This window comes from Nocardiopsis flavescens (assembly GCF_900141985.1).
Taxonomy (GTDB): domain Bacteria; phylum Actinomycetota; class Actinomycetes; order Streptosporangiales; family Streptosporangiaceae; genus Nocardiopsis; species Nocardiopsis flavescens.
Genome location: NZ_FQZK01000019.1, coordinates 1 through 22,036, shown reverse-complemented (window position 1 = coordinate 22,036; position 22,036 = coordinate 1). Strand labels below are relative to the sequence as shown.

Here is a 22,036-nt window from a genome sequence, read left to right as displayed (position 1 = left end):
GCGCCCAGCCCGACTGCTCCCCGCGCACGCGGGGATGGTCCCGGAGGCTCTTCAACCTCAGCGGTGTGCCATTCCTGCTCCCCGCGCACGCGGGGATGGTCCCTGCTGCCCGAAAACGTGCCGCGCCGCCGCATGCTGCTCCCCGCGCACGCGGGGATGGTCCCAGCGCCGGATCCTGCAACGGGCCCATGACGTTCTGCTCCCCGCGCACGCGGGGATGGTCCCCAGCTGGCGGGTCCACTGCTGGAGCCAGTACCCTGCTCCCCGCGCACGCGGGGATGGTCCCGGCTTGAGGTTCACCGTGTACTGCTGGCGGGTCTGCTCCCCGCGCACGCGGGGATGGTCCCGAGGCATACGAGGAGGAGAGGAACGAAAAGCGCTGCTCCCCGCGCACGCGGGGATGGTCCCAGCCACATCAGCAGGGCGGCGGCGGTGGCCATCTGCTCCCCGCGCACGCGGGGATGGTCCCCGGGGGCTGACCGACTCCGCCGACGACCTGGACTGCTCCCCGCGCACGCGGGGATGGTCCCCGGCCGGTGCAGGTGTGGATCGACGGCGAGCTCTGCTCCCCGCGCACGCGGGGATGGGCGGTCCCGCCGCGCGGTGGCGCGGAGGGCTCGGCCGGTGCCGTTCCCTGTCTCGGCGGCGGTGCCCTCGGGGGTCTCGCGCCGCAAGGGGCGTGTCCGGATGTGGACGGCGACCGCCCCGTCTCCACCCGTGCGCGTAGCGTGGAACCCCCTACCCGAGGAGGCGCGTGGTGAGCGAGCAGACCCCCGAAGGCGGTATCAACGACCCGATGTCCGAACCCGAGGGCGGCATCAACGACCCGATGTCGGAGCCCAACGGAGGCATCGGCGACCCTGCCGGCTCCGGCCCCGAGCCCGAGGGCGGAGTGGGCGACCCCGTTTGACGTGCGGCGGTCGGCCCCGCGTCCGCGGGCCGGGCCGCCCCCGAATGACAGGGGCGGCCCCTAGGCTCCGGTCGAGGGGAAAGGGACGCACATGACACTGCGCTGGTACTCCACCGTCATCGAGGCGCACGACCACCGGGCGCTCGCCGCCTGGTGGGCGCGGGCCCTGGGCTGGGACGCCCGCTTCGCCACCGACGAGGAGGTCGTCCTGGTTCCGCCGTGGGCCGGGGAGCTCGGCCCCACGCTGCCCTTCCACCAGGTCCCGCCCGGCCTGGTCTTCGTCCCCGTGGAACACCGCAAACAGGGCAAGAACCGCCTCCACCTGGACTTCGCCCCGCACGTCTCGCAGGACCGGGACGCCGAGATCGAACGGCTTCTCTCCCTGGGCGCGACGCGGGTCGACGCAGGCCAGGGCCCCGAGGTCACCTGGGACGTCCTGGCCGACCCGGAGGGCAACGAGTTCTGCGTCCTCTCCTCGCGGGAGTCCTGAGCCCGCAAACGGGACCGACCCAAGACCCGACCTCAACAGGTGACTAAATAGTTACTGAGAGTTACAGTCGGGGTGTGCTGGAAACCTTCGCGCCCTGTGCGCGCGCACCCGGTCGGCCCTCGGCGGCAACTCTCCCGCCGTCCGCCGCACCCTCCCGTGCGCGCCTGCTCATCCGTGCCCCCGGCCTCACCCGTGCCTTCGTCCTCGCCCTCGGCCTCGTCCTCGCCGTGCTCGCGCTCACCGGCTGCGTGGCCCCGACGCCCACCGCCGACAGCCACCGCGACGCCGCCGAGCAGACCGTCGTCGACCTCCTCTCCGCCGTCGCCACCGGAATCCTGGTCGCCGACGCCCACCGCCGGGACCTGGCCCTGGGCCCCTACCTGGAGACGACCGCGGGCGACGCCGAGGAGGCGGCCCGCTCGATCGCCGACACCTTCGGGGTCCTCCAGCCGCCCACCCCCGAGGCCGACCTCCTGCGCGCCCGCCTGACACCCCTGTGCGACGACGCCGTGAACGCGCTCGCCGACCTGCGCATCGCCCTGAACAGGGACGACGCCGAGGGGGTGGCCGAGGCGGCACGCCTGCTGGCACACAGCTCCGACGCCCTCACCCTCCTCCAGGGCGAACTCTCATGAGGTGGCTGACGGGCTTCACTCTGGGCCTGCTCACCGCCGTGGGCGGCTTCCTCGACATCGGCGACCTGGTCGCCAACTCCGTCGTCGGCTCCCGGTTCGGCATGACCCTGGCCTGGGTGGTCCCCGTCGGCCTGGTCGGGCTGATGCTGTTCACCGAGATGTCCGCCCGCGTCACCGCCACCACCGGCCGGGGCACCTTCGACCTGGTCCGCGAACGGCTCGGCCCCCGGGTCGGGCTCGCCAACCTGCTGGCGTCCTACCTCATCACCTTCCTGACCTTCGCCGCCCAGCTGGGCGGCATGGCGCTGGCGCTGGAACTGGCCAGCGGCATCCACTACCTGCTGTGGGTGCCGGTCGCCGCCGCCTTCGTCTGGATCGTGCTGTGGCGTTTGTCGTTCGAGCGCATGGAGAAGACCTACGGAATCCTGGGCCTGGCCCTGGTGGTCTTCGGCGTCGCGCTGTGGATGCTGGGACCCGATTGGGGCGTCCTGCTGGAGGACGCCGCCTCCTTCGCCCCGCCCGCGCAGGAGGGGCCCGCGGTCTGGTGGTACTACGCCATCGCCCTGTTCGGCGCCGCGATGACCCCCTACACCGTCCTCTTCTTCTCCTCCGGCGGCGTGGAGGAGAAGTGGGGGCCCCGGGACCTGGCCACGGCCAAGGTCAACGTCTTCTTCGGCCTGCCCCTGGGCGGCCTGCTGTCGCTGTGCATCATGGCCTGCGCCGCCGTCGTGCTCATGCCCGCCGGGATCCAGGTGTCGGACCTGGGGCAGGTCGCCCTGCCGGTCGTCTCCGTCCTGGGCAAGGTCGGCCTCATCGTGGTCATCCTGGGTTTCGTCGCCGCCACCTTCGGCGCCTCGCTGGAGTCGGGCCTGTCCGCCGCGTACGCGGTCTCGCAGTACTTCGGCTGGCGCTGGGGCAAGGCGCTGCCCCCGGAGAAGGCGCCCTACTTCCACCTGGTGATCATGGTGAGCCTGCTGGCCGGGGTGCTCTTCATGCTCACCGGCCTGGACCCGATCACCGTCACGGAGTACAGCCTGGTCTTCTCCGCGGCGGCCCTGCCGCTGACCTACCTGCCGATCTTCGTCGTCGCCAACGACCGCGGCTACCTCGGGGACCGGGTCAACTCGCGCTTCACCAACATCCTCGGCTCGCTCTACCTGGTGCTGCTGTGCGCGGTGTCGGTGGCGGCCGTTCCCCTGATGGTCTACACGAAAGCGGGGCAATGAGATGTCCGACCGAGACGACGGGGCGGTGTTCCGGATCGGGTTCACCGTCCTGGACCGCCAGATCGTCGACGCCGAGGGCGTGAACGTGGCCAAGGTCGACGATGTGGAGTTCACCTGGACCTCGGGGGAGCTGCCCGCCATGACGGCGCTGGTCGGCGACACCGCCGCCCTGGGCCCCAGGATCGCCGGCCGCCTCGGCGGGTTCTGGGAGACGGTCCTGGCGCGCCTGCGGCCCCCGGACGAGGAGCCCACCCGCATCCCGGTCGGCGACGTGGAGCGGTTCGTGCCCGCCACCGTCCTGTCCACGCCCGCGCCACGGGGCATGCGTCCCCTGGAGGACTGGCTCGGACGCCGCGTGCTCGCCCGGATCCCCGGGGGCCGGCGGTGAGGCGGCTGCGCGCCGGCGAGCTGATCGGCCTGCGGGTCGTGGACCGCAACGGGCGCGAGGCCGGCTCGGTGCAGGACATCGTGGTGCGCCACCGGGAGGGCGCCTACACGGTCCTGGGCCTGGTGGTGGGCCGTTCGGCGATCGCCGGGCGCTTCGGGTACGGGGACTCCCTGGCGCCGCCCACCCCGTGGGGGCACCTGCTGGGCTGGCTGCGCCGCCACGAGCGCTACGTGGAGTGGAAGGACGTGGTGGCGCTGCGGGAGGACCGGGTGGAGATCGGGGTGGACCACCAGTCGCTGCCCCGCCGCTGGCGCGACGACTCCTGAGGGCCGCCGGCCCCGCTCGCGGAGCCCCCGGCACGGGGTGCGGGGGCATACCGGGAAGATCCCCCCGCGCCCCGCGCGCCGCCCGCCCCCGCCCCCGTAGAGCACAGAGAATCACGGTGCAATCACCCATGGTGAAAACTCGAAAGTGAAAGGCCCTCCGTGTCCCTGACGACGCGTTTCTCCTTCCTCACCGCCGCCGCCGTGGCGGTGCTCGTGGCACTCCCGGCGCAGGCCCAGGCCCAGACCGACGCCCGCGCCGACGTGCAGTTCCCCGCCGACGTGCAGGTTCCCGCTGACGTACAGGACCCCGCCGCCCCCGCCGTCTCGGCCGCCGTACCCCTGGCCGAGGCGGTCGACGCCCTGCCCGTGGCCGACGAGAGCCGGGAGGGCTACGACCGCTCGCTCTTCCCGCACTGGGTGGATGCCGACCGCGACGGCTGCAACACCCGGGCCGAGGTCCTGCTGGAGGAGGCGGTGGTCGCGCCCGAGGTGGGGGAGCGGTGCCGCATCTCCGGCGGCGAGTGGTCCTCCTACTACGACGGCGAGACGGTGACCGAGGCCCGGGGCCTGGACATCGACCACATGGTGCCGCTCGCCGAGGCGTGGGACTCCGGCGCCTCGCAGTGGACGACCGCCCGGCGCCGCGACTACGCCAACGACCTGGGCGAGCCGGTGGCCCTGGTCGCCGTCACCGCCCGCCAGAACCGCAGCAAGTCCGACAAGGACCCGTCCGAGTGGATGCCCGCCGCAGCGGAGGTGCACTGCCGGTACGCCGCCGAGTGGACCACGGTCAAGACCCGGTGGGGCCTGTCGGTGGACACCGCCGAGCGGGACGCCCTGCTCGCCCTCGCGCAGGACTGCCCGGACGAGGTCGTGGAGACCGAGCCCGCGCCCTGACGCACGACGGGCGGGGTCCGGCGCCCGGCGCCCGCCGAGCGGGCCCCGGGCGTGACGCCCGGACGCCGGGCACGGCGGCGAGTCCGGCGGCCGGGCCCCGGCCCCGGGCCGCCGTCTCAGCCGTCGGTCGGCCCGCGCCCCGCCTCGAACCTCAGCCGGTACCTCTCCAGGGCCTCGTCCATGACCGCGTCCGACAGGCGTGCGACGGGCTCGACCCGGTCCAGCAGGGGTTCGTGGTCGGGGCCGTGGGCGACCGTCCGCCCGCGCAGGACCCACCCGAACCGGCCGGAGTCCTCCTCGGCCAGGGGGGCGTACTTGCGCACCTGGCGGGCGAGCCAGTCCTCCACCGGGCGGGTCCACCAGGGCTCCGGGGTCAGAGGCGTCACCGACAGGCCGGGTAGTTCGAGGCCGCTCTCGTAGTCCCTGCCGACGGCGGCGGCGTCCTGGTCGGGGCCGTCCGAGTAGCGCAGGTGGAGCGGGCGCGGATCGGCCACGAGCACCGCCAGCGCGCGCAGGTCCCGCACCACCGGCAGGCCGCCGCCCGCGTGGTCCCCTGTCGTGTTCTCGCCCATGCCCGCCGCCTACCCCGCGGGCCCGCCCCCATGCCCGGCCCGTTCCGGGCCGCCCTGCCCCGGGCCTCTCCTTCTCCCGTCCACGGGCACGGACCGGGGAACACGCCCCATCGTTTGCACGCAGCTTGCCGTATCCGGGGCCCGCCTGGGCAGTGGCACGGGGACCTGTCCCGCAACGGTTGGAGGACACCATGATCAAGAAGCTGTCCGAGATGGGCGTCACCTCTGAGCTGGCCTACGCGGCCGGATTCGCCAGCATCGGCCTGTCGGTGGCCGCCTGGGTCGTCTCGAAGAAGAAGGAGGACGCGGACACGGACCGGGCCGACCGGTGGGGCCTCTTCGTCGGGGAGTGGGCCCCGACCTTCTTCGCCCTGGGGGTCGCCCTCAAGCTCGAAGAAGCCTCCAAGTGACACGGGGCGGGTCCGCTGCGAACGCGGATCCGCCCCGCGCCGGGGGGACGACGGGCCCGCGGGCCGCGCGGCCCCGGGCCCGCGGGCCCGGGCGGGTGTGCCGGGGGCCGCACGGCGCGTGCCGGTGACGCGTCCGTGTCGCCGGCCGCCCCGCCCGCGCTGCGCGGTGTTCCGACACTCTGCGGCGTTCCGCCGCCGTCCGCTCCGGGGCCCGGCAGTGCGCCCTCCGTGGGAGGCCCGGGGCGCCCGCACGCACCGGGGGAAGGCGAATATGGCCCCGGGGTGAGGTCTAACGGCCGGCCCCGCCCGGAGGGGATTGGTCCACCCCGCGCGCGGGTGAACCACCCCCGCGGCGCGGCCGGGTTCTCCCAGTTCCGCTTCCCCCGTGCCCGGCCGTCCCGTGCGTACCACCCGCGGGGCGTCCCCGACTGGTCCTGTCCGTGGTCCGGTCCGGCCCGCGCACCGCGCGCCACCAGCGGATCCGACGATCCGTCATCGGCCGGTTACCGGGTTCCCCGAGGGGGAACCCCTTGAGTCACGGGGACCGGTCCACGCGGTCCCCTCCCCGAGCGCTCACCTTCGCCCCGGGCCGGTACCGGCCCGGGACTCCCCCCATCGGATTCCCGCTACCTCCCGGCCTCCGCGGCGCCGGGCAGCGATCCATGACCGAAGGACCCCCTCATGTCGATCCGCACGTCCCAGACCCCCCGCCCCCGCAAGACCCACCGACTCCGCGCAGCGGCGGCCCTGGCCGCCGCGACCACGCTGTTCCTGGGCCTGATGCCCGTCGGAACGGCCAACGCCCACGGCTACATCTCCAACCCGATGAGCCGCCAGGCCCAGTGCGCCGCGGGCATCGTCCAGTGCGGCGGCATCCAGTGGGAGCCGCAGAGCGTCGAGGGCCCCAAGGGGCTCATGCGGTGCGACGGCGGCGTGGGCCGCTTCTCCGAGCTGAACGACGACGGCCGGGGCTGGCGGGTGACCGACGTCAGCCGCGTGCAGAACTTCACCTGGACCATCACGGCGGCGCACTCCACCTCCACCTGGGAGTACTTCATCGGCAACCAGCGGGTGGCCGTGTTCAACGACAACGGCGCCCGTCCGCCGTGGTCGTTCACCCACACCGTGGACCTGTCCGGGTACAGCGGGCGGCACAAGCTGCTGGCCCGGTGGAACGTCGCCGACACGGGCAACGCCTTCTACGCCTGCGTGGACGTCAACATCCGCAGCTAGCGGCCGAGCGCGGCCCCGTGTCCCGCCGCCCCCGCGCGGCGGGACACGGGGGTCCGCCCGGTACCGGTGGTGCCGGGCGGACCCGCCGTCCGCGGTCCCGGGACGCCCGGGGCGCGCGTCCGCGGCGGGCCCGCGCCGGGGCGCCCCGCCGCCTGCCGTGCCCGCGGGAGGGTCACATGTAGCCGGCCCGCACCGCGTAGATCGCGGCCTCGGTGCGCGAGTGGACCTGGAGCTTCTCCAGGATGTTGCGGACGTGGTTCTTCACGGTGTTCTCGGTGATGAACAGCCGCTCGCCGATCGTGCGGTTGTTGAGCGAGCGGGCGACGAGCTTGAGCACCTCGGCCTCGCGGGGGGTGAGCTGGGGGAGCGTCACCGGCGTCTCCGGCGTGCTCTCCTGCTTGGCCAGCTCCGCGAACTCCCCGATGAGCTTGGTGGCCATGCTGGAGTTGATGGAGGGACGCCCGGCGGCGATGGTGCGGATGGTCTCCGAGATGTCGGTGACGGCGATCTGCTTGAGGAGGTAGCCGCTGGCGCCGACCTTGAGCGCGTCGAAGAGGTCGGCCTCCTCGTCGCTCATGGTGAGCATGATGAACTTGGTGTGCGGGACGGCCTCGCGGATGAGCGGGCAGGCCTCGATCCCGCGCGAGTGCGGCATCCACACGTCCATGAGGACCACGTCCGGGCGGGAGTCGGCGGCGAGCCGGACGGCCTCCTGGCCGTCCCCCGCCTCGCCGACGACGCTGATGTCGGCCTCCTCGTCCAGGACGGAGACCAGGCCGCGCCGGAAGAGGGCGTGGTCGTCCACGACCATGACCCGGATCGGGCCGTCCGGGTCCGCGGCGCCCTCCGCGGGAAACGGCAGGTCGGGGGAAGGGGGGTGAGGGCTCACTGAAACTCCTTTTGCGCGCGAACCGAAAAGCGGATTACTTCTTTTCGCCGTCGCTTCCCCCGCCATGGAAGGGGCTTTTGCGGAGGATGACGCCGAAGCGGTCCGAGCGGTCGTCGAACGTACAGGTCAGGGACGTTTTTCGGCGCGCCGGGGAAGGGGCGTTCCGGGGACGGGAGCTCACTTCTCATCTCCTGGACAGGAGGGTGTGGAGGTGTCTGTATGTTCTCACAGAGAACTGATCCGTGGCGCATGATTCGCGGTTCGGGTGGTTTTGTCCGGTGCAAACAATGCCGGGGACTTCCCGTGAGCTGGGAGAGCACCGGTGGAGGGCACGGCGCCCCGGGGTTCCGCTCCCCGGCGCGCCCCGGGCCGGGCCCTGTATCCCGCCGGGAGGCGCCGCCTCCGGTGACGGAGGCGGGGGAGGGGCCGACCCGCGGGGACGCCGCCCCCGCTGTCCCCGTCGGCCCCGCCCCGCCCCGCCGCGCTTGGCGGGTCAGGCGCCCGGCAGCGCGGGCAGGCCCAGAGCCAGGGCCACCCCGGACGCGGCCACCGACCCCCACATGATCACCGGCTCCACCCGGCTCTTGCCGGTGTGGAACGCGACCGGGCTGCGGAACATCCACCACCGCTTCCCGTTCACCACGAACGGCCACGCCAGGGGCACCCCGCTGCGGGTGAGCCAGTCACCGAGGACGTGCGTCAGCGCCCCCACCGCCACCGTCAGCCCCACCAGCCACGCCGCACCGCCGTCCGCGAACACCGCGCCCGCGGCGACCAGCAGCGCGATCACCGAGGCCGCGAGCCTGCGCTTGCGCAGCGGCCCGACCTTCGTCATCGCCCGCGCCACCGTCCCCAGGCCGAGCGCCGCCATGGAGAACACCACCAGGCCCGTGCCCAGCGGGGCGAGCGCCGCGAGCCCCCACGCCAGCGCCCCGAACACCAGGACCGCGGGGACGGTGTGCGTGAGGTGCCGGTGCCCGCCGTCCTTGCCCGCCTCCAGCTCGCGGGCCGTGCCGGTCGCCTCGTACACCCGGCGCGACGCCGCGCGCAGCAGCCGGGAGACGCCCTCCGTCGCCACCCCCAGCGACCGGCCCACCGTCGACCCCGGCTCGTCCAGGTCCGGGAGCAGCGCCGCGCCCGCCCCGACGGCGGCGCAGATGAAGGGGTCGGCGACGTGCGAGCCCAGCAGGGTGCCCACGGCCGCCCCGGTCAGCACTCCGGTGGCGGCGTGGCTCGTGCCCATCATGTTCTCGGCTCCAGGGGTCGGGGGACGGTCGGCTCCCCCTCTCGGACAGGGGAAGGGGCGCCCGTCCGCGTCGGACGCGCGCCCAGGGCACTCCTGCCCCGCCGGGGGCCGTGTGATGCCGGTGAATCCGCGGGAACCGCTGCCGCACAAGGGAATCCGCGCGTCGAGCGTGTGCGGCGACCCCGGAGCTCCGGTCAGGCGTCGTCCTTCTCGAACCGGGACGGGAACGGGAACCGGTCGGCCAGGACCCGCCGGACGAGGGCGGCGGCTTCCTCCCGCCCCCCGGGCGGGGTGTCGACGTCGTTGAGGCAGAAGAACTCCGCCGCCGGGTCGGCCTCCAGCGCCGCGACCTTGTCCGCCGCGTCCGGCCTGCCGATGTCGATGTAGCGCATCGCGTACTCGCCCGGCACGCCCCGCCCGGTGAACAGCGCGTAGTGGTGGTGCAGGGCGGTCGCCACCGCCACGTCGGCCGGGGACCGGAAGCGGCTGTGCGCCGTGCGGTCGACCGCCTCGCCGTAGCGCTCCTCCAGCTCGCGCATCACCGAGCGGACCTGCGGGTGCGGGACGTGCTTGAACTTGTGGGTGATGTGCCGTCCGAAATCGGCGGCCAGCAGCTCCCGCACGTTCTTGCCCGCCGAGTTGGGCGCGGGCTCGGCGGCCACGGGCTCGCCCACCCCGAACTGGTGCGGGGAGAACGGCAGGCGCGCCACCCCGCCGGCGTGGAAGAACCGCTCGGCGCCCACGGGGCGGGCCAGGAACACGTCGTCGTTGAAGTACAGGTAGTGCTCCGAGAGCCCCTCGATGCGGTGCAGCCCGGTCTCGATGGCGTGGGAGTTGAACGCGGGCAGCGCCGTGGCGGGCAGGATGTCGCGGTGGTCCACCACCGTGATGCCCGGTGCCGAGGTGTCCAGCCAGGCCGGGACCTGGGCGTCGGTCACCAGGTACACGTGCCGCACCCACGGCGCGTACATCTCCAGCGACCGCAGTGAGTGGCGCAGCTCGTCGCGGCTGGTGAACCGCGACTCCCCCGCGGCCAGCGTGTCGTCCCGCCCGTCCCGGTGGCGGGCGCGCCCGGCCGCGTGGGCGGGGTCGCCGCCGTCCACCCAGGTGTAGACCGCGTCGACGGGGAAGGCCACCTCGTCCGCCGGCGTCCACGCGAACGGCTCGAAGGTCGGGTGCGCCCGTCCGGCCACGGTGACGGTGGCCGGCACGCGAGCCGCGGCGGGCAGCACGTCGGAGACCCGGTTGCGGCGCGGGGCGACCCAGGCGTCGGCCAGCACCCCGTCCGGGGCCTGCGCCCGCAGCTGCGCGCGCACGGACTCGAAGTCCTCGCGCTCCAACAGGCCGGCGCCCTCGCGCCAGAACTCCACGTCGCACCCGTACTCGAACCCGGCCAGCTCGCGCCCTGTGGGGGAGAGCAGCCGCTCGGCGAACCGGATGACGAGCCCGGACTTGACCCGCTCGTCCAGCGCGCCGTCGATGTAGGCGTCGGCGGCTGCCACCGATCCGCCGGGGCCGGGCTTGACCGCGTACAGGGCGCTGGTGCCGTAGAGCTCGCGCATGGCGTCCAGCAGGCGCTTCCGGTCCGAGCGGTGCACCCCGACGACGTGGCGCAGCGGGGAGCGTCCGCGAACCAGGAAGCGGTCGATCCCGGCGCGGTCCAGGGCGGCGGTGACCAGGTCGAGGTTGCGGTCGGAGGCGCCGCGGGCGGTGAAGGAGGTGACGGTGCGGCCCAGCAGGCCGGTCCCGTCCGCGTCCCCGCCGCGCAAATCGGGGTCGGCGGCCAAGAGGTCCCGGCGCCTGCGGGCGGCCTTCTCCGCCCGTCTGCGCTCGGCCTCGGCGGCCCGGGCGGCGTCGCGCTCGGCCTCCAGCCGGGCGCGGGTGGAGGCGGGCAGGAGGCGTTCACTCGCGCGCTTGACACGGGTGGGCAGGGCCATGCGGGCCGTCCTTCGAGCGGGGGAGGGGGGAGGGCAGCCGTCCGTCGGCACGGACGGGGTCCGTGATGTGACGCATGGAGTTTATGTCAGGTTTACGGGGAATACAGAAGAACTTTCCGTGGTGGGGCTTGTTCTCTGCGTGTTGATATATGGGCCGGTGTGGCCGTATGTGGCCAACGGGGTTTATGTGCAGTTCAAGGGTGTATCGGGATTAGTGTCCGTTTGTTTTTCCGGTTTGCGGGCGATCGAGGGACTTGTGGGAAGGAATCGCGTTCCACTACGTTCACCCCGGGTCACCACGGAAGCCGTTTCGACCGCGATGTCCCGTTCCCCCGAACCACAACTGAAGCAGACAGGCTCATCCCCCATGCGTCGTTCCCTGACCCGTGCGACCGCGGCCTCCACGGCTGTGGCACTGGTCTGTCGTTGCTGGCCGTGTCGCCCGCCCGTGCGGACGAGGACGACGAGCCCGCCTCCGCCGACCGGCCGTCCGCCGAGCAGGACGCGATGTCCCAGGCCCGCGAGACGGGTGAGCCCGTCGAGATCACCGCGCTGACGGACGAGAAGACCGTCCACTACGCCAACCCCGACGGCACCCTGACCGCGGAGATCTCCGCCCTGCCGGTCCGGGTCCGCTCGGAGCAGGGGTGGATCGACGCCGACGCCACCCTCGTCGCCGGTGCCGACGGCCTGGTGCGCCCGCGTGCGGCGGGGATGGAGATCGCCTTCTCCGGTGGCGGTGACGCCCCCATGGCCCGCATCGGTATCGGGTCCAACAGCATCGAACTCGACTGGGACGGCGCGCTGCCCGCTCCCGTCCTGGACGGCGACCAGGCCACCTACCCCGACGTGCTGCCCGACGTCGACCTGGTCCTGACCGCCGGGACCGAGGGGTTCACCCAGGTCCTGGTCGTGCACACCCCCGAAGCCGCCGCGCTTCCCGAGCTGGCCGAACTCGAACTGCCCCTGAACACCACCGGTGTGACGCTGAGGGCCGACGAGCACGGCAACATCGAAGCGGTCGGAGACGAGGGCGGCCAGGGCGTGTTCAACGTCCAGGCCCCGGCCATGTGGGACTCCGCCGGCATCGAGGAGACCCGGGGCGAGGACCCCGCCGTCGCGCCCACCACGGGCGCCCGCACCGCCCTGGTGGAGGCCGACGTCACCGTCGACCGCATCCGCCTGGTCCCCGACCGGGGGCTGCTGACCGGTGAGGACACCGAGTACCCGGTGTACATCGACCCCTCGGTCAGCGCCAACCGGCCCAACACCGCCTACGTCGACAGGACGTTCCCGAACCAGAGCTACTTCAACAAGAAGGAGAGCGTCGGGGTCGGGTACTACTCCGGGGGCGAGGGGACCTTCACCCGGCGTGCCTTCATGCAGTTCACGGTGATGGGCCGGACCACTCACCCCAACACCGTCATCAACTCGGCGACACTGCGCACCGAGGTCTCCTGGGCCTACAACTGCACCAGCACCAGCAACGTCCAGCTGCACCGCACCGACGCGTTCAACAGCAAGACCACCTGGAACAACCAGCCCACCGCCCGCACCCTGCTCGACACGGAGGACGTCAGCGGCGGCTGGGCCACCTGCCCCAGCAGCAGCGGGGTGGAGTTCGACGCCACCGCCGCCTACAAGTGGGGGGTCGACAACAGCGCCTCGCACATCTACCTGAGGCTGAAGGAGCGCAACGAGTCCTCCTCGTCCGCCTGGCGCCGCTTCGACTTCAAGACCAAGCCCCCGGTGCTGGTGGTGAACTACAACCACCCTCCCGAGAAGCCCGTCACCTCCACCCTCTCCGACTCCCTGGGCGGCACCTGCTCCACCGACAAGACCAAGCCCCGCCTGGTCAACAACACCTCGGTCACCCTGCGCGGCCAGCTGCGCGACCGCGACTCCTACTACGTCGGCCAGCAGGTCAGGGGCCGGTTCGAGTGGAAGGTCGACGGCGCCGCCGCCAACCTGGGATCGGCCGACTCCGCGTACGTGACCGTCGGGAAGTGGTCGGGCGGCAGCTACCGCACCGTGACCGCCGCCAACCTGCCCGAGCAGGAACTCATCGCCTACCGCTTGCGCGGCCACGACCAGCAGAACTGGGGCCCGTGGTCGTCGTGGTGCTACCTCACGATCGACACCACCAAACCCTCGGACGGCCCCAAGGTGATCTCCACCGACTACCCGGCTGGGGACACCGTCCACGGCACCGTCGGCCGCAGCGGCGCCTTCACCTTCTCCAACAACGGCGTCGCCCAGGCGACGGCGTACCACTACAGCCTCAACGACGCCACGTGTTCCACCAAGATCACCCTGGACACCCCCGGGGCGACCGTGACCGTGCCGATCACCCCGCGCCGGGACGGCCCCAACCTGCTGCACGCCCGCACCACCGACGCCTTCGGTAACTCCTCCGCGTGCGTCCTGGTGTACACCTTCACCGTCGCCCCGCCCTCCAACCCCGTCTCCTACTTCCCCCTCGACGAGGGCCAGGGCGACACGGCCGCGGACTTCGTCCACGACGGCCGTGTCGCCACGGCCTCAGGCCCGGTGGACTGGACCCGTGGACGCATCGGTGAGCGCACCGGTCAGAACTACCGGCTCGAAGGTGCCGGCCTGGACACCGTCAGCGGCAACCGGTTGGTCACCGAGGGACCGGTCATCGACACCGACGACGCCTTCACGGTCTCGGCCTGGGTGCGCCTGGACGGCCAGCCCAGCCGTGCCTACACCGCCGTCGCCCAGGCCGGGAACCGGCACAGCGGCTTCTACCTCGGCTACCAGCACACCAACGGCGGCCGGTGGATCTTCAAACAGGCCCCCTACGACGGCGACGACACCTCCATCTCCGAACGCGTCCTGTCCCTGGAACCGGCGCAGACCGGGGTGTGGACCCACCTCATGGGCACCTACGACCCTGAGACCGGAGGCCTCACCCTGTACGTCGACGGTGTCGAACAGGGCACCCACATCCAGCAGAGCGCGTGGAACGCCGAAGGGCCGTTCGTGATCGGTGGTGCTTTGTACCGCGGTACCTACTACGACTTCTGGCCCGGAGCCATCGACGACGTCCGGGTGTGGGACCGGGTGCTCACCGACGATGTTCCCGAGGAGAGCGATGACGCCCGCTCCGAGGTCTGGGAGCTGGCCAACCGCCCTGCCGCTTTGGAGGGCCGCTGGCAGTTGGACGAGTACGAGGGGACCGCGGTCGCCGACTCCTCCGACCACGGCCTGACCGGAACGCTCCACGGCGACCCGCTCACCGCCTGGAACCAGGCGATGAACGACGTCACCTTCGCCCCCGGCGTCAGCCTGGACCGCTCTGCCCGTGAGCGCATCTCCACCCAGGGACCCGCGATCCGCACCGACCGGAGCTACAGCGTCGCCGCCTGGGTCCGCCTGGACGAAGTCGGCGCCAACACCGCGGCCGTCTCCCAGAGCGGCACCGACCACAGCGCCTTCACCCTCGCTTACCAGTACACCTTCGACTGGAACAACTGGGTGATGAAACTGCCGCCCGAAGACCGCACCGGTACCACCGGATGGCACCGGGCCCTGTCCGATCACGCCCCGGAGTTCGGTCGCTGGACCCACCTGGCCGCCACCTACGACCACACCGCGCGTGAGATCACCCTGTACGTCGACGGCGTGAAGAACGGCACCGCCCCGGTGCCCTCCGCCTGGCACGCCGACGGCCCGGTGGTGATCGGCGGCGGGGTGTTCGAGAAGAACTTCGCCGACGCCTGGGCCGGTGACATCAGCGATGTGCATCTCTACCAGGGCGTGCTGTCTCAGACCGATATCTACGACGTGTACGAGGGATTCATTCCGACAGGGGCCTTCTGAGATGTGAAGCATCTTTTGAACCCGTGCAGCTCCACCCCCCACCTCATCCCTTGAAACGGCGATCTGGCGGCAACGACGACCGCCGTGCCTGGAGGCCCCCGTGTCCGTGACCCCTTCCCCTCAAGACTTCAACGCCTTCTCCGAGCAAGACACCCCTCTGCGCTCCCGGCGTTTCGCCGACCGGTGGCGCAGATGGACTTCCGGGGCCGTTTCGGTCGCGGTCATCATCGCTCTGTTGTCGGTATCGACTTCACAGGCCGAATCGATCAACCAGCAGCCCGAGGCTCCCGACGAGGGCTGGCTGCAGACCAGCGAATTCGTTGCGGAGGCGATCGAAGAGGACTCGGCCGTTGACGATGCGGCGATCACCCAACTCGATCCGGCCGCATGGCCGGACACCGGCACGGTCGGTTTGCAGGAGCCCTCGGGCGGCGGTCCTGTTGCCCTGAACCAGGTGTCGGAGGAGGATTTCCAGGAATGGGAGCTCCCCCCGTTCCTGCAACAGGACGTGCCCCCTGAGCAGGAGCCCGCGACGGAAGACCGCGTGTACTCCGAACCCGAACCGTGGGCGGACCCCTCGGCCTCCCCGTCCGACCCTGAGGACGTCCCGGCCGAACCGGCACCACCGGAGGCGGAACAGGGCACCGAGGATCCGGCGGAGGAGACGTCGACACCGGAAGCGTCTCCCCAGATCGAAACCCAGGCGGAGCCGACGCTGGACGTCCCGGAACCGGTGACGGATGCGACCCTGGAGGTTCTCGACGCCCAGGCCGCCGATGCCGCCGGGATCAACGGCCTGATGATGCGCCTGACCCGCACCGACGATGTTCAGGCCCCCGGCCCCGTCCAGGTCGAGCTGGACTACACCGACTTCGCCACCGCCTTCGGCGGTGACTACGGGTCGCGCCTGCGCCTACTCGCCCTGGACGCGTGCGCCCTGGAGGAGAACCCGGACCAGGACTGCCAGGCCGCCTACGACCTGGGCGCGGTCAATGACTTCTCCAGCCGGACCCTCAGCGCCATGGCTCCCGCCACCGCCTCCGGTGTCACGCTCGCTGCTGTTTCCGAAGCCGACGGCAACAGCGGCGACTACCAGGCCAGCGAGCTGTCCCCGTCGGCCACCTGGGAGGTCGGCCTGCAGACCGGTGACTTCTCCTGGTCCTACCCGATCGACACACCCGACGTGGCCGGGGGCCTGGCCCCCAGCGTCTCCCTGTCCTACTCCTCGGGCTCCATCGACGGGCGTACCGCCTCCACCAACAACCAGACCTCCTGGCTCGGCGAGGGCTTCGACTACCACCCCGGGTTCATCGAACGCTCCTACGTCCCCTGTGCCGACGACGGACAGAAGGACCCGAAGAAGACCGGTGACCAGTGCTGGCGCCGCCACAACGCCACCCTGTCGCTGAACGGCATGTCCAGCGAACTGCTGGTCGACGGGAATGGCACGTGGCGGCTGCGCAGCGACGACGGCTCCAAAGTCGAACGCCTGACCGGCACCACCAACGGCGACAACGACGGCGAGTACTGGAAGGTCACCACCCCCGACGGCACCCAGTACTTCTTCGGCCGCAACCGCCTGCCCGGCTGGGCCTCCGGGGACCCTGAGACCAACTCGGCCTGGACCACCCCCGTCTACGGCAACGACGACGGGGAACCCTGCCACAAGTCGTCCTTCTCCGACTCCTGGTGCCAGCAGGCCTGGCGGTGGAACCTCGACTACGTCGTCGACGTCCACGGCAACGCCATGACCCTGCACTACACCAAGGAGAAGAACCACTACGCCCGCAACATGGGCACCGTCGCCACCCCCTATGACCGGGGCGGCTACCTGCGCCGCATCGACTACGGCCTGCGCAGCGACGACGTGTACGCCACCGCGCCGGCCCGGGTCGTCTTCACCACCGGCGAACGCTGCCTGACCACCGACTCCTTCGACTGTGCCCCGGAGAAGCGCACCAAGGCCAACGCCTCCCGCTGGCCCGACACCCCGCAGGACCAGGACTGCAAGTCCGGTCAGAAGTGCACCGGCAACTACTCGCCGACCTTCTGGAGCACCAAGAAGCTCGACAAGGTCACCACCCAGCACCACAACGGCACCGACTACGTGCCCATCGACTCCTGGACGCTGACCCACAAGTTCCCCGCTCCGGGCGACGGCACGGACCCGGCCCTGTGGTTGGACTCCGTCACCCACACCGGGCACGTCGGCGGCACCCTGGCCACCCCCAAGCTGACGTTCGCCGGCACTCCCATGCCCAACCGGGTCGACTCCACCTCCGATGGCGTCGCCCCGATGAACAAGTGGCGCATCACCGCGGTCTACTCCGAGTCCGGCGGTCAGCTCGACGTCCTGTACTCCCAGCCCGACTGCACCCCCGGGCAGACCCCGGAACCGCACAGCAACACCAAGCGCTGCTACCCGGTCAGATGGGTGCCCTCCGGCAGGGGCGACAAGGACATCACCGACTGGTTCCACAAATACGTCGTCACCCAGGTGGTCGAGGTCGACCTGGTCACCGACCAGCCCGACGTCATCACCACCTACGACTACCGGGGTGGAGCCGCCTGGCGGTATGCGGACGCCGACGGCTTCACCAAGGACGACAAGCGCACCTGGTCCCAGTGGCGCGGCTACGAGACCGTCCGGGTCAACACCGGCGTGGAAGGCGAGACCCGCAGCGAGGAGGAACACCGGTTCTTCCGCGGCATGCACGGCGACAAGCAGCCCTCCGGCACCCGCAGCGTCGAGGTCACCGACTCCGAGGGCGGCGAGCACACCGACCACGACCACTTCTACGGCCAGACCCTGGAGACCCTGACCCGCAACGGTCCGGGCGGCGAGGTCGTGGAGAAGACCATCGCCATCCCCTGGCACCATCGCACCGCGTCGCGCACCTACTCCTGGGGAACGCTGACCGCCGACATCGTGCGCACCGCCTCCGAACGCAGCTACACCCCCACCGCGGACGGCGGCTGGCGCCAGCACCGCATGGACACCACCCACGACACCCTCGGCATGCCCACCGAGGTCTTCGACCACGGCGACACCTCCGTCACAGGTGACGAGCAGTGCTCCCGCACCACCTACGCGCGCAACACCGGCAAGAACATCCTGGGCCTGGTCTCCCGCCAGGAAGCCGTCTCCGTCGGCTGTGACACCACGCCCCGCTATCCCCAGGACGTCATCGCCGACATCCGCTCGGCCTACGACGGCGGGAACGTCGGTACCGCGCCCACGCGTGGTCTGGAGACCCGCAGCGAGCGGCTGAAGGACTACAACGTCACCACCCCCGTCTACCAGGCCATCCAGACCTCCACCTACGACTCCTACGGTCGGGAGCTCACCCAGACCGACGCCGAGGGGAACACCCTCACCTATGAGTTCGCCTCTGCCGTGACGGGTGGACCGGCGACCACGCTCAAGGTCACCAACCCGCTCGGGCACGTCGCCACCACCCAGATGGAACCGGCCCGTTCCCTGCCCGTCACCGAGACCGACGCCAACGGCAGGAAGATCGAGCTCACCTACGACCCCCTGGGGCGGCTCACCCAGGTGTGGCTCGCCGATCGCGACCGCGCCCGGGATTCCCCGAGTCTGAAGTTCGCCTACCACATCAACAAGGACAAGCCGTCCTACATCGCCAGCAGCAGCCTCAACCCCCACGACGACTACATCACCAGTTACCAGATTTTCGACGGTCTGCTGCGTCCACGCCAGACACAGACCGCCACCAGCGGTGGCGCGCGCCTGATCAGCGACACCCTCCATGACAACCGCGGGCTGCAGGTCCAGACCCGTACCGCCTATCCCACGGCCGGTGAACCCGGCGGTGCGATCGTCACCGTCAACAACACCGACGAGGTGCCCCGCTGGGAGCGCACCGTCCACGACGGCGCCGAACGCCCCGTCCACGCGATCAGCATGTCCCGCGGACTGGAGCAGTGGCGCGTCAGTACCCAGTACCGGGGTGAGCAGACCCTGGTGACCGCCCCCGAGGGCGGGGTGGGCACCACCACCATCACCGACATCCGCGGCAACACCACCGAGCTGCGCCACCACCACGGCCGCGAACCGGTGGGCGACTACGACGAGATCACCTACACCTACAACGAGCGCAACGACCTGGACACGGTCAGCGACTCCGAGGGCAACACCTGGAACCACACCTACGACCTGCGGGGCCGCAAGGTCTCCACCAGTGACCCTGACACCGGCACCACCACCTTCACCTACGACGAGCTGGACCGGCTGACGACCAAGACCGACGCCCGGGACGAGACCCTGGCCTACGTCTACGACGCCCTGGGCCGGACCGTCTCCCTGCACGACGACTCCCCGCAGGGGAACAGGCGCGCGGCCTGGGTCTACGACACCTTGGTCAAGGGGCAGCTCACCTCGTCCACCCGCTACAGCAACGGCAACGCCTACACCACCCGGGTCCTGTCCTACGACCAGCTGTACCGGCCGGTTAGCAGCGACGTTATCGTCCCGGCCGCCGAGACCGGGATTGCGGGAACCTATCGGTTCACCACCCGCTACAACCCCGACGGCAGCATCAACCGTCAGGTCATGCCCGCCATCGGCGGGCTCGCCCCGGAGAACGTCAAGTACATCTACAACGACCTCGGCCAGATGACCCGGGTCGAAGGCGACGGCACCTACGTGGATGCCGCGTACTACTCCAGCATCGGCAACCTCACCCAGCGGTCCTTCAGCCGGGAAGGTACTCGTGCCCGCAAGACCTGGGCGACCTGGGACTACGACGAGGCCACCAACCGGGTGAAGTGGGCCAGCGTCGTCCCCGAGGTCGGCAACGGGTCGCTGCTGCACCAGCACTACTCCTACGACGACGCCGGCAACATCCTGTCCATCCGGGACGAGCCCTCCGACCCGAACCGGCTCTCCGACGTCCAGTGCTACGGCTATGACCAGCGGCGCCAGCTCAGCGAGGCGTGGACTCCCGACGCCACGGGTGAGAACGCCTGCGCGGCCGACCCCGACGTGGCGGACCTGGGTGGCGCCGCTCCCTACTGGCACTCCTATACCTACGACGCCATCGGCAACCGCGTCACCCAGACCCGGCACGGCATCGGCGGACCGACCACCCGCGACTACACCACTCCTGAGGCCGGACAGTCCCAGCCCCACGCCCTGACCCGGGTCGAGGAGCAGGGCCCGGCCGGCGGACGTCTGGAGGAGTACGACTACGACGACTCCGGGAACATGGTCTCCCGCGTCACCGCCTCGGCCGACCAGGTCATGGAATGGGACGCCGAGGGCAAGCTCGTCACCGTCGGAGACGCCGACCTGGGCGTGACCACCTACCTGTACGACGCCGACGGTGCGCGTCTGATCCGCCGGAGCCCGACCACCACCACCCTGTACCTGCCCGGCACGGAGCTGCACTTTGAGCGGCAGAGCCTGCTGCGCACGGCGCTGCGTTACTACCAGCACGGGGGAGAGACGGTCGCGGTTCGCGACTCGGACGGGAAGGTGTCGTGGATCTTCTCCGACCACCACGGCACCGGACAGTTGGCCATTGACTCCGCCACGGGTGAGGTGACCCAGCGCCGCTTCACCGCCTTCGGTGAGGACCGCGGCGGTGGTGCGGGGGACTGGCCGGACGAGCGCGGGTTCGTGGGTGGCACGATCGACGAGTCCACGGGGCTGACCCAGTTGGGAGCGCGTGCCTACGACGCGGGGATCGGCCGGTTCATCTCGGTGGACCCGGTGCTGGACCTGACCGACCCGCAGCAGATGCACGGGTACGCCTACGCCAACAACAACCCGGTCACCTACTCCGACCCGGACGGGTTGAAGGTCCGCAAGTTCCTGAGCGGTCTGGGTAACCGCCTTAAGTCGAGGACCAACAGGCTCCGCAACAGCTTCCGCAGCGGTGCGAGCAGGGTGTGGAACTACAGGCCCTTCCGCAACATCAGGACTACCGTCCGCCAGCGGACGACCAACTTCTCCACCAGGACGTACAACACCGTCCGGAACACCTACCGCCGGGTGCCGCACTCCGACAAGATCTTCAACTTCGGGACTGGCGCGTACAGCGTCATCCGCACGTTCTCACCGCCGACCCTGGCAACGGACTGGGTCGTGCGGAAGGTCGGCCTGCCCACGATCATGGACTACAGCGTTCAATTCGGGGCAGATCCGAACTCCGGAGCTTACAAGCTCGGCGCGACGGTTCCAGACCTGCTCGTCCCGGGAGGCTGGGCCAGCCGCGGCATCCGGGGTGCGCGGAGCCTGGTCAACAATCTGCGGGAAGAGAACACGAGCGACCCCGTTTCCTGCCCTTTGGGGAACAGCTTCGTTCGAGGCACCCGGGTACTGATGGCCGACGGATCGCACAAGGCGATCGAGGACATTCAGATCGGTGAGAAGGTGTGGGCCTCTGACCCCGAGACCGGGGAAGAGGGGCCGCGCACGGTCTTGGCCACGATCGTGGGTGAGGGTGCCAAGACCCTGGTCGAGATCACCGTGGACACCACCACGCAGGTCGACGCCGGCACCCTGGGCGAGGGCGAGTTGCCCGACGGGCCTTCCCGGCCGGGGCCGATGGTGCTGGGCGATGCGATCGTCGCCACTGACGGTCACCCCTTCTGGGTGCCGTTGCTGGGTGAGTGGGTCGACGCCGTCGACCTGGTTCCGGGGATGTGGTTCCTGTCCTCTGAGGGCACCCTGGTCCAGATCACCGGCACCCGCACCTGGACCGAGTCCGAGCGGGTCTACAACCTCACCGTCCAAGACCTCCACACGTACTATGTGCTCACGGGCGACACCCCGCTCCTGACTCATAACTGTAGTCCCGCAGAACCGCTCGCGGACCGTGCTCACCAAATTTGGAGCCAGCTTCCGACGGGGCATCCGAGGAATAGCTCATCAGTGGCTGTAGTTGCTGCACAGACCTCCAGGGGTGTTGTCCATGTGGTCGCTGGAAGCGGTAGGGGGTTGACGCCCGCGCAGAGATCTTCGCTTACTGGAAACGAGATTCCGGCAAGAAACATTCCTGGGACCG

At 70.9% G+C, this 22,036-nt stretch carries 15 protein-coding genes and 1 CRISPR repeat array (1 of these 16 cut by a window edge); of the genes, 11 read left to right on the top strand and 4 right to left on the bottom strand.

Annotation, left to right across the window (positions count from 1 at the left end):
- A CRISPR array of direct repeats spans window positions 1-591; the repeat unit is 29 nt; unit sequence CTGCTCCCCGCGCACGCGGGGATGGTCCC (it extends 110 nt beyond the left edge of the window).
- A 166-nt stretch (window positions 592-757) separates the two neighbouring features.
- From BUE45_RS32700 to BUE45_RS23980, 7 genes are all read left to right on the top strand, one after another.
- Window positions 758-910: a hypothetical protein gene (locus BUE45_RS32700; RefSeq protein WP_178378635.1), complete on the top strand. Its 153-nt coding sequence runs from the start codon at window positions 758-760 to the stop codon at window positions 908-910.
- Window positions 911-1,001: 91 nt separating this feature from the next.
- Entirely contained in the window at window positions 1,002-1,400 is a 399-nt protein-coding gene (locus BUE45_RS24005) for a VOC family protein (RefSeq protein ID WP_073381966.1), read from the top strand.
- A 74-nt stretch (window positions 1,401-1,474) separates the two neighbouring features.
- Entirely contained in the window at window positions 1,475-2,035 is a 561-nt protein-coding gene (locus tag BUE45_RS24000; protein WP_245833447.1) for a hypothetical protein, read from the top strand.
- On the top strand, window positions 2,032-3,261 hold the full coding sequence (locus BUE45_RS23995) for an NRAMP family divalent metal transporter (RefSeq protein ID WP_073381964.1): 1,230 nt from the start codon (window positions 2,032-2,034) through the stop codon (window positions 3,259-3,261). The genes BUE45_RS24000 and BUE45_RS23995 overlap by 4 nt, the downstream gene beginning before the upstream one ends.
- 1 nt (window position 3,262) lies before the next feature.
- Window positions 3,263-3,649, top strand: coding sequence for a hypothetical protein (locus BUE45_RS23990; protein WP_073381962.1), 387 nt, complete (start codon window positions 3,263-3,265; stop codon window positions 3,647-3,649).
- A complete protein-coding gene (locus tag BUE45_RS23985) occupies window positions 3,646-3,975 on the top strand; it encodes a PRC-barrel domain-containing protein (RefSeq protein ID WP_073381959.1) in 330 nt (109 codons plus the stop codon). Before BUE45_RS23990 ends, BUE45_RS23985 begins: the two co-directional genes overlap by 4 nt.
- A 279-nt stretch (window positions 3,976-4,254) precedes the next feature.
- A complete protein-coding gene (locus BUE45_RS23980) occupies window positions 4,255-4,872 on the top strand; it encodes an HNH endonuclease family protein (protein WP_245833449.1) in 618 nt (205 codons plus the stop codon).
- 116 nt (window positions 4,873-4,988) lie between these two features.
- Here the strand turns inward: BUE45_RS23980 and BUE45_RS23975 are convergent, their stop codons facing one another.
- Window positions 4,989-5,444 (bottom strand): DUF6098 family protein, encoded by a 456-nt coding sequence (locus tag BUE45_RS23975; protein ID WP_073381957.1) that lies wholly within the window; start codon window positions 5,442-5,444, stop codon window positions 4,989-4,991.
- A gap of 191 nt (window positions 5,445-5,635) precedes the next feature.
- On the opposite strand from BUE45_RS23975, the gene BUE45_RS23970 reads away from it, so the two are divergent.
- Both BUE45_RS23970 and BUE45_RS23965 read left to right on the top strand, forming a co-directional pair.
- Entirely contained in the window at window positions 5,636-5,854 is a 219-nt protein-coding gene (locus tag BUE45_RS23970; protein ID WP_073381954.1) for a hypothetical protein, read from the top strand.
- A 681-nt stretch (window positions 5,855-6,535) separates the two neighbouring features.
- Window positions 6,536-7,087: a lytic polysaccharide monooxygenase auxiliary activity family 9 protein gene (locus tag BUE45_RS23965; RefSeq protein ID WP_073381949.1), complete on the top strand. Its 552-nt coding sequence runs from the start codon at window positions 6,536-6,538 to the stop codon at window positions 7,085-7,087.
- Window positions 7,088-7,259: 172 nt separating this feature from the next.
- Here BUE45_RS23965 and BUE45_RS23960 read toward each other — a convergent pair whose 3' ends face one another.
- From BUE45_RS23960 to BUE45_RS23950, 3 genes are all read right to left on the bottom strand, one after another.
- A complete protein-coding gene (locus tag BUE45_RS23960) occupies window positions 7,260-7,976 on the bottom strand; it encodes a response regulator (protein WP_073381946.1) in 717 nt (238 codons plus the stop codon).
- A gap of 493 nt (window positions 7,977-8,469) precedes the next feature.
- Entirely contained in the window at window positions 8,470-9,222 is a 753-nt protein-coding gene (locus tag BUE45_RS23955; protein WP_073381944.1) for a metal-dependent hydrolase, read from the bottom strand.
- A 194-nt stretch (window positions 9,223-9,416) separates the two neighbouring features.
- Complete coding sequence (locus tag BUE45_RS23950) at window positions 9,417-11,159, bottom strand: stealth family protein (protein WP_073381941.1); 1,743 nt, start codon at window positions 11,157-11,159, stop codon at window positions 9,417-9,419.
- Between the two features lie 435 nt (window positions 11,160-11,594).
- On the opposite strand from BUE45_RS23950, the gene BUE45_RS23945 reads away from it, so the two are divergent.
- Complete coding sequence (locus BUE45_RS23945) at window positions 11,595-15,005, top strand: LamG-like jellyroll fold domain-containing protein (RefSeq protein WP_342746045.1); 3,411 nt, start codon at window positions 11,595-11,597, stop codon at window positions 15,003-15,005.
- A gap of 235 nt (window positions 15,006-15,240) precedes the next feature.
- The coding region (locus BUE45_RS33920) for an RHS repeat-associated core domain-containing protein (protein ID WP_143173461.1) at window positions 15,241-22,036 on the top strand (6,796 nt) is incomplete at its 3' end.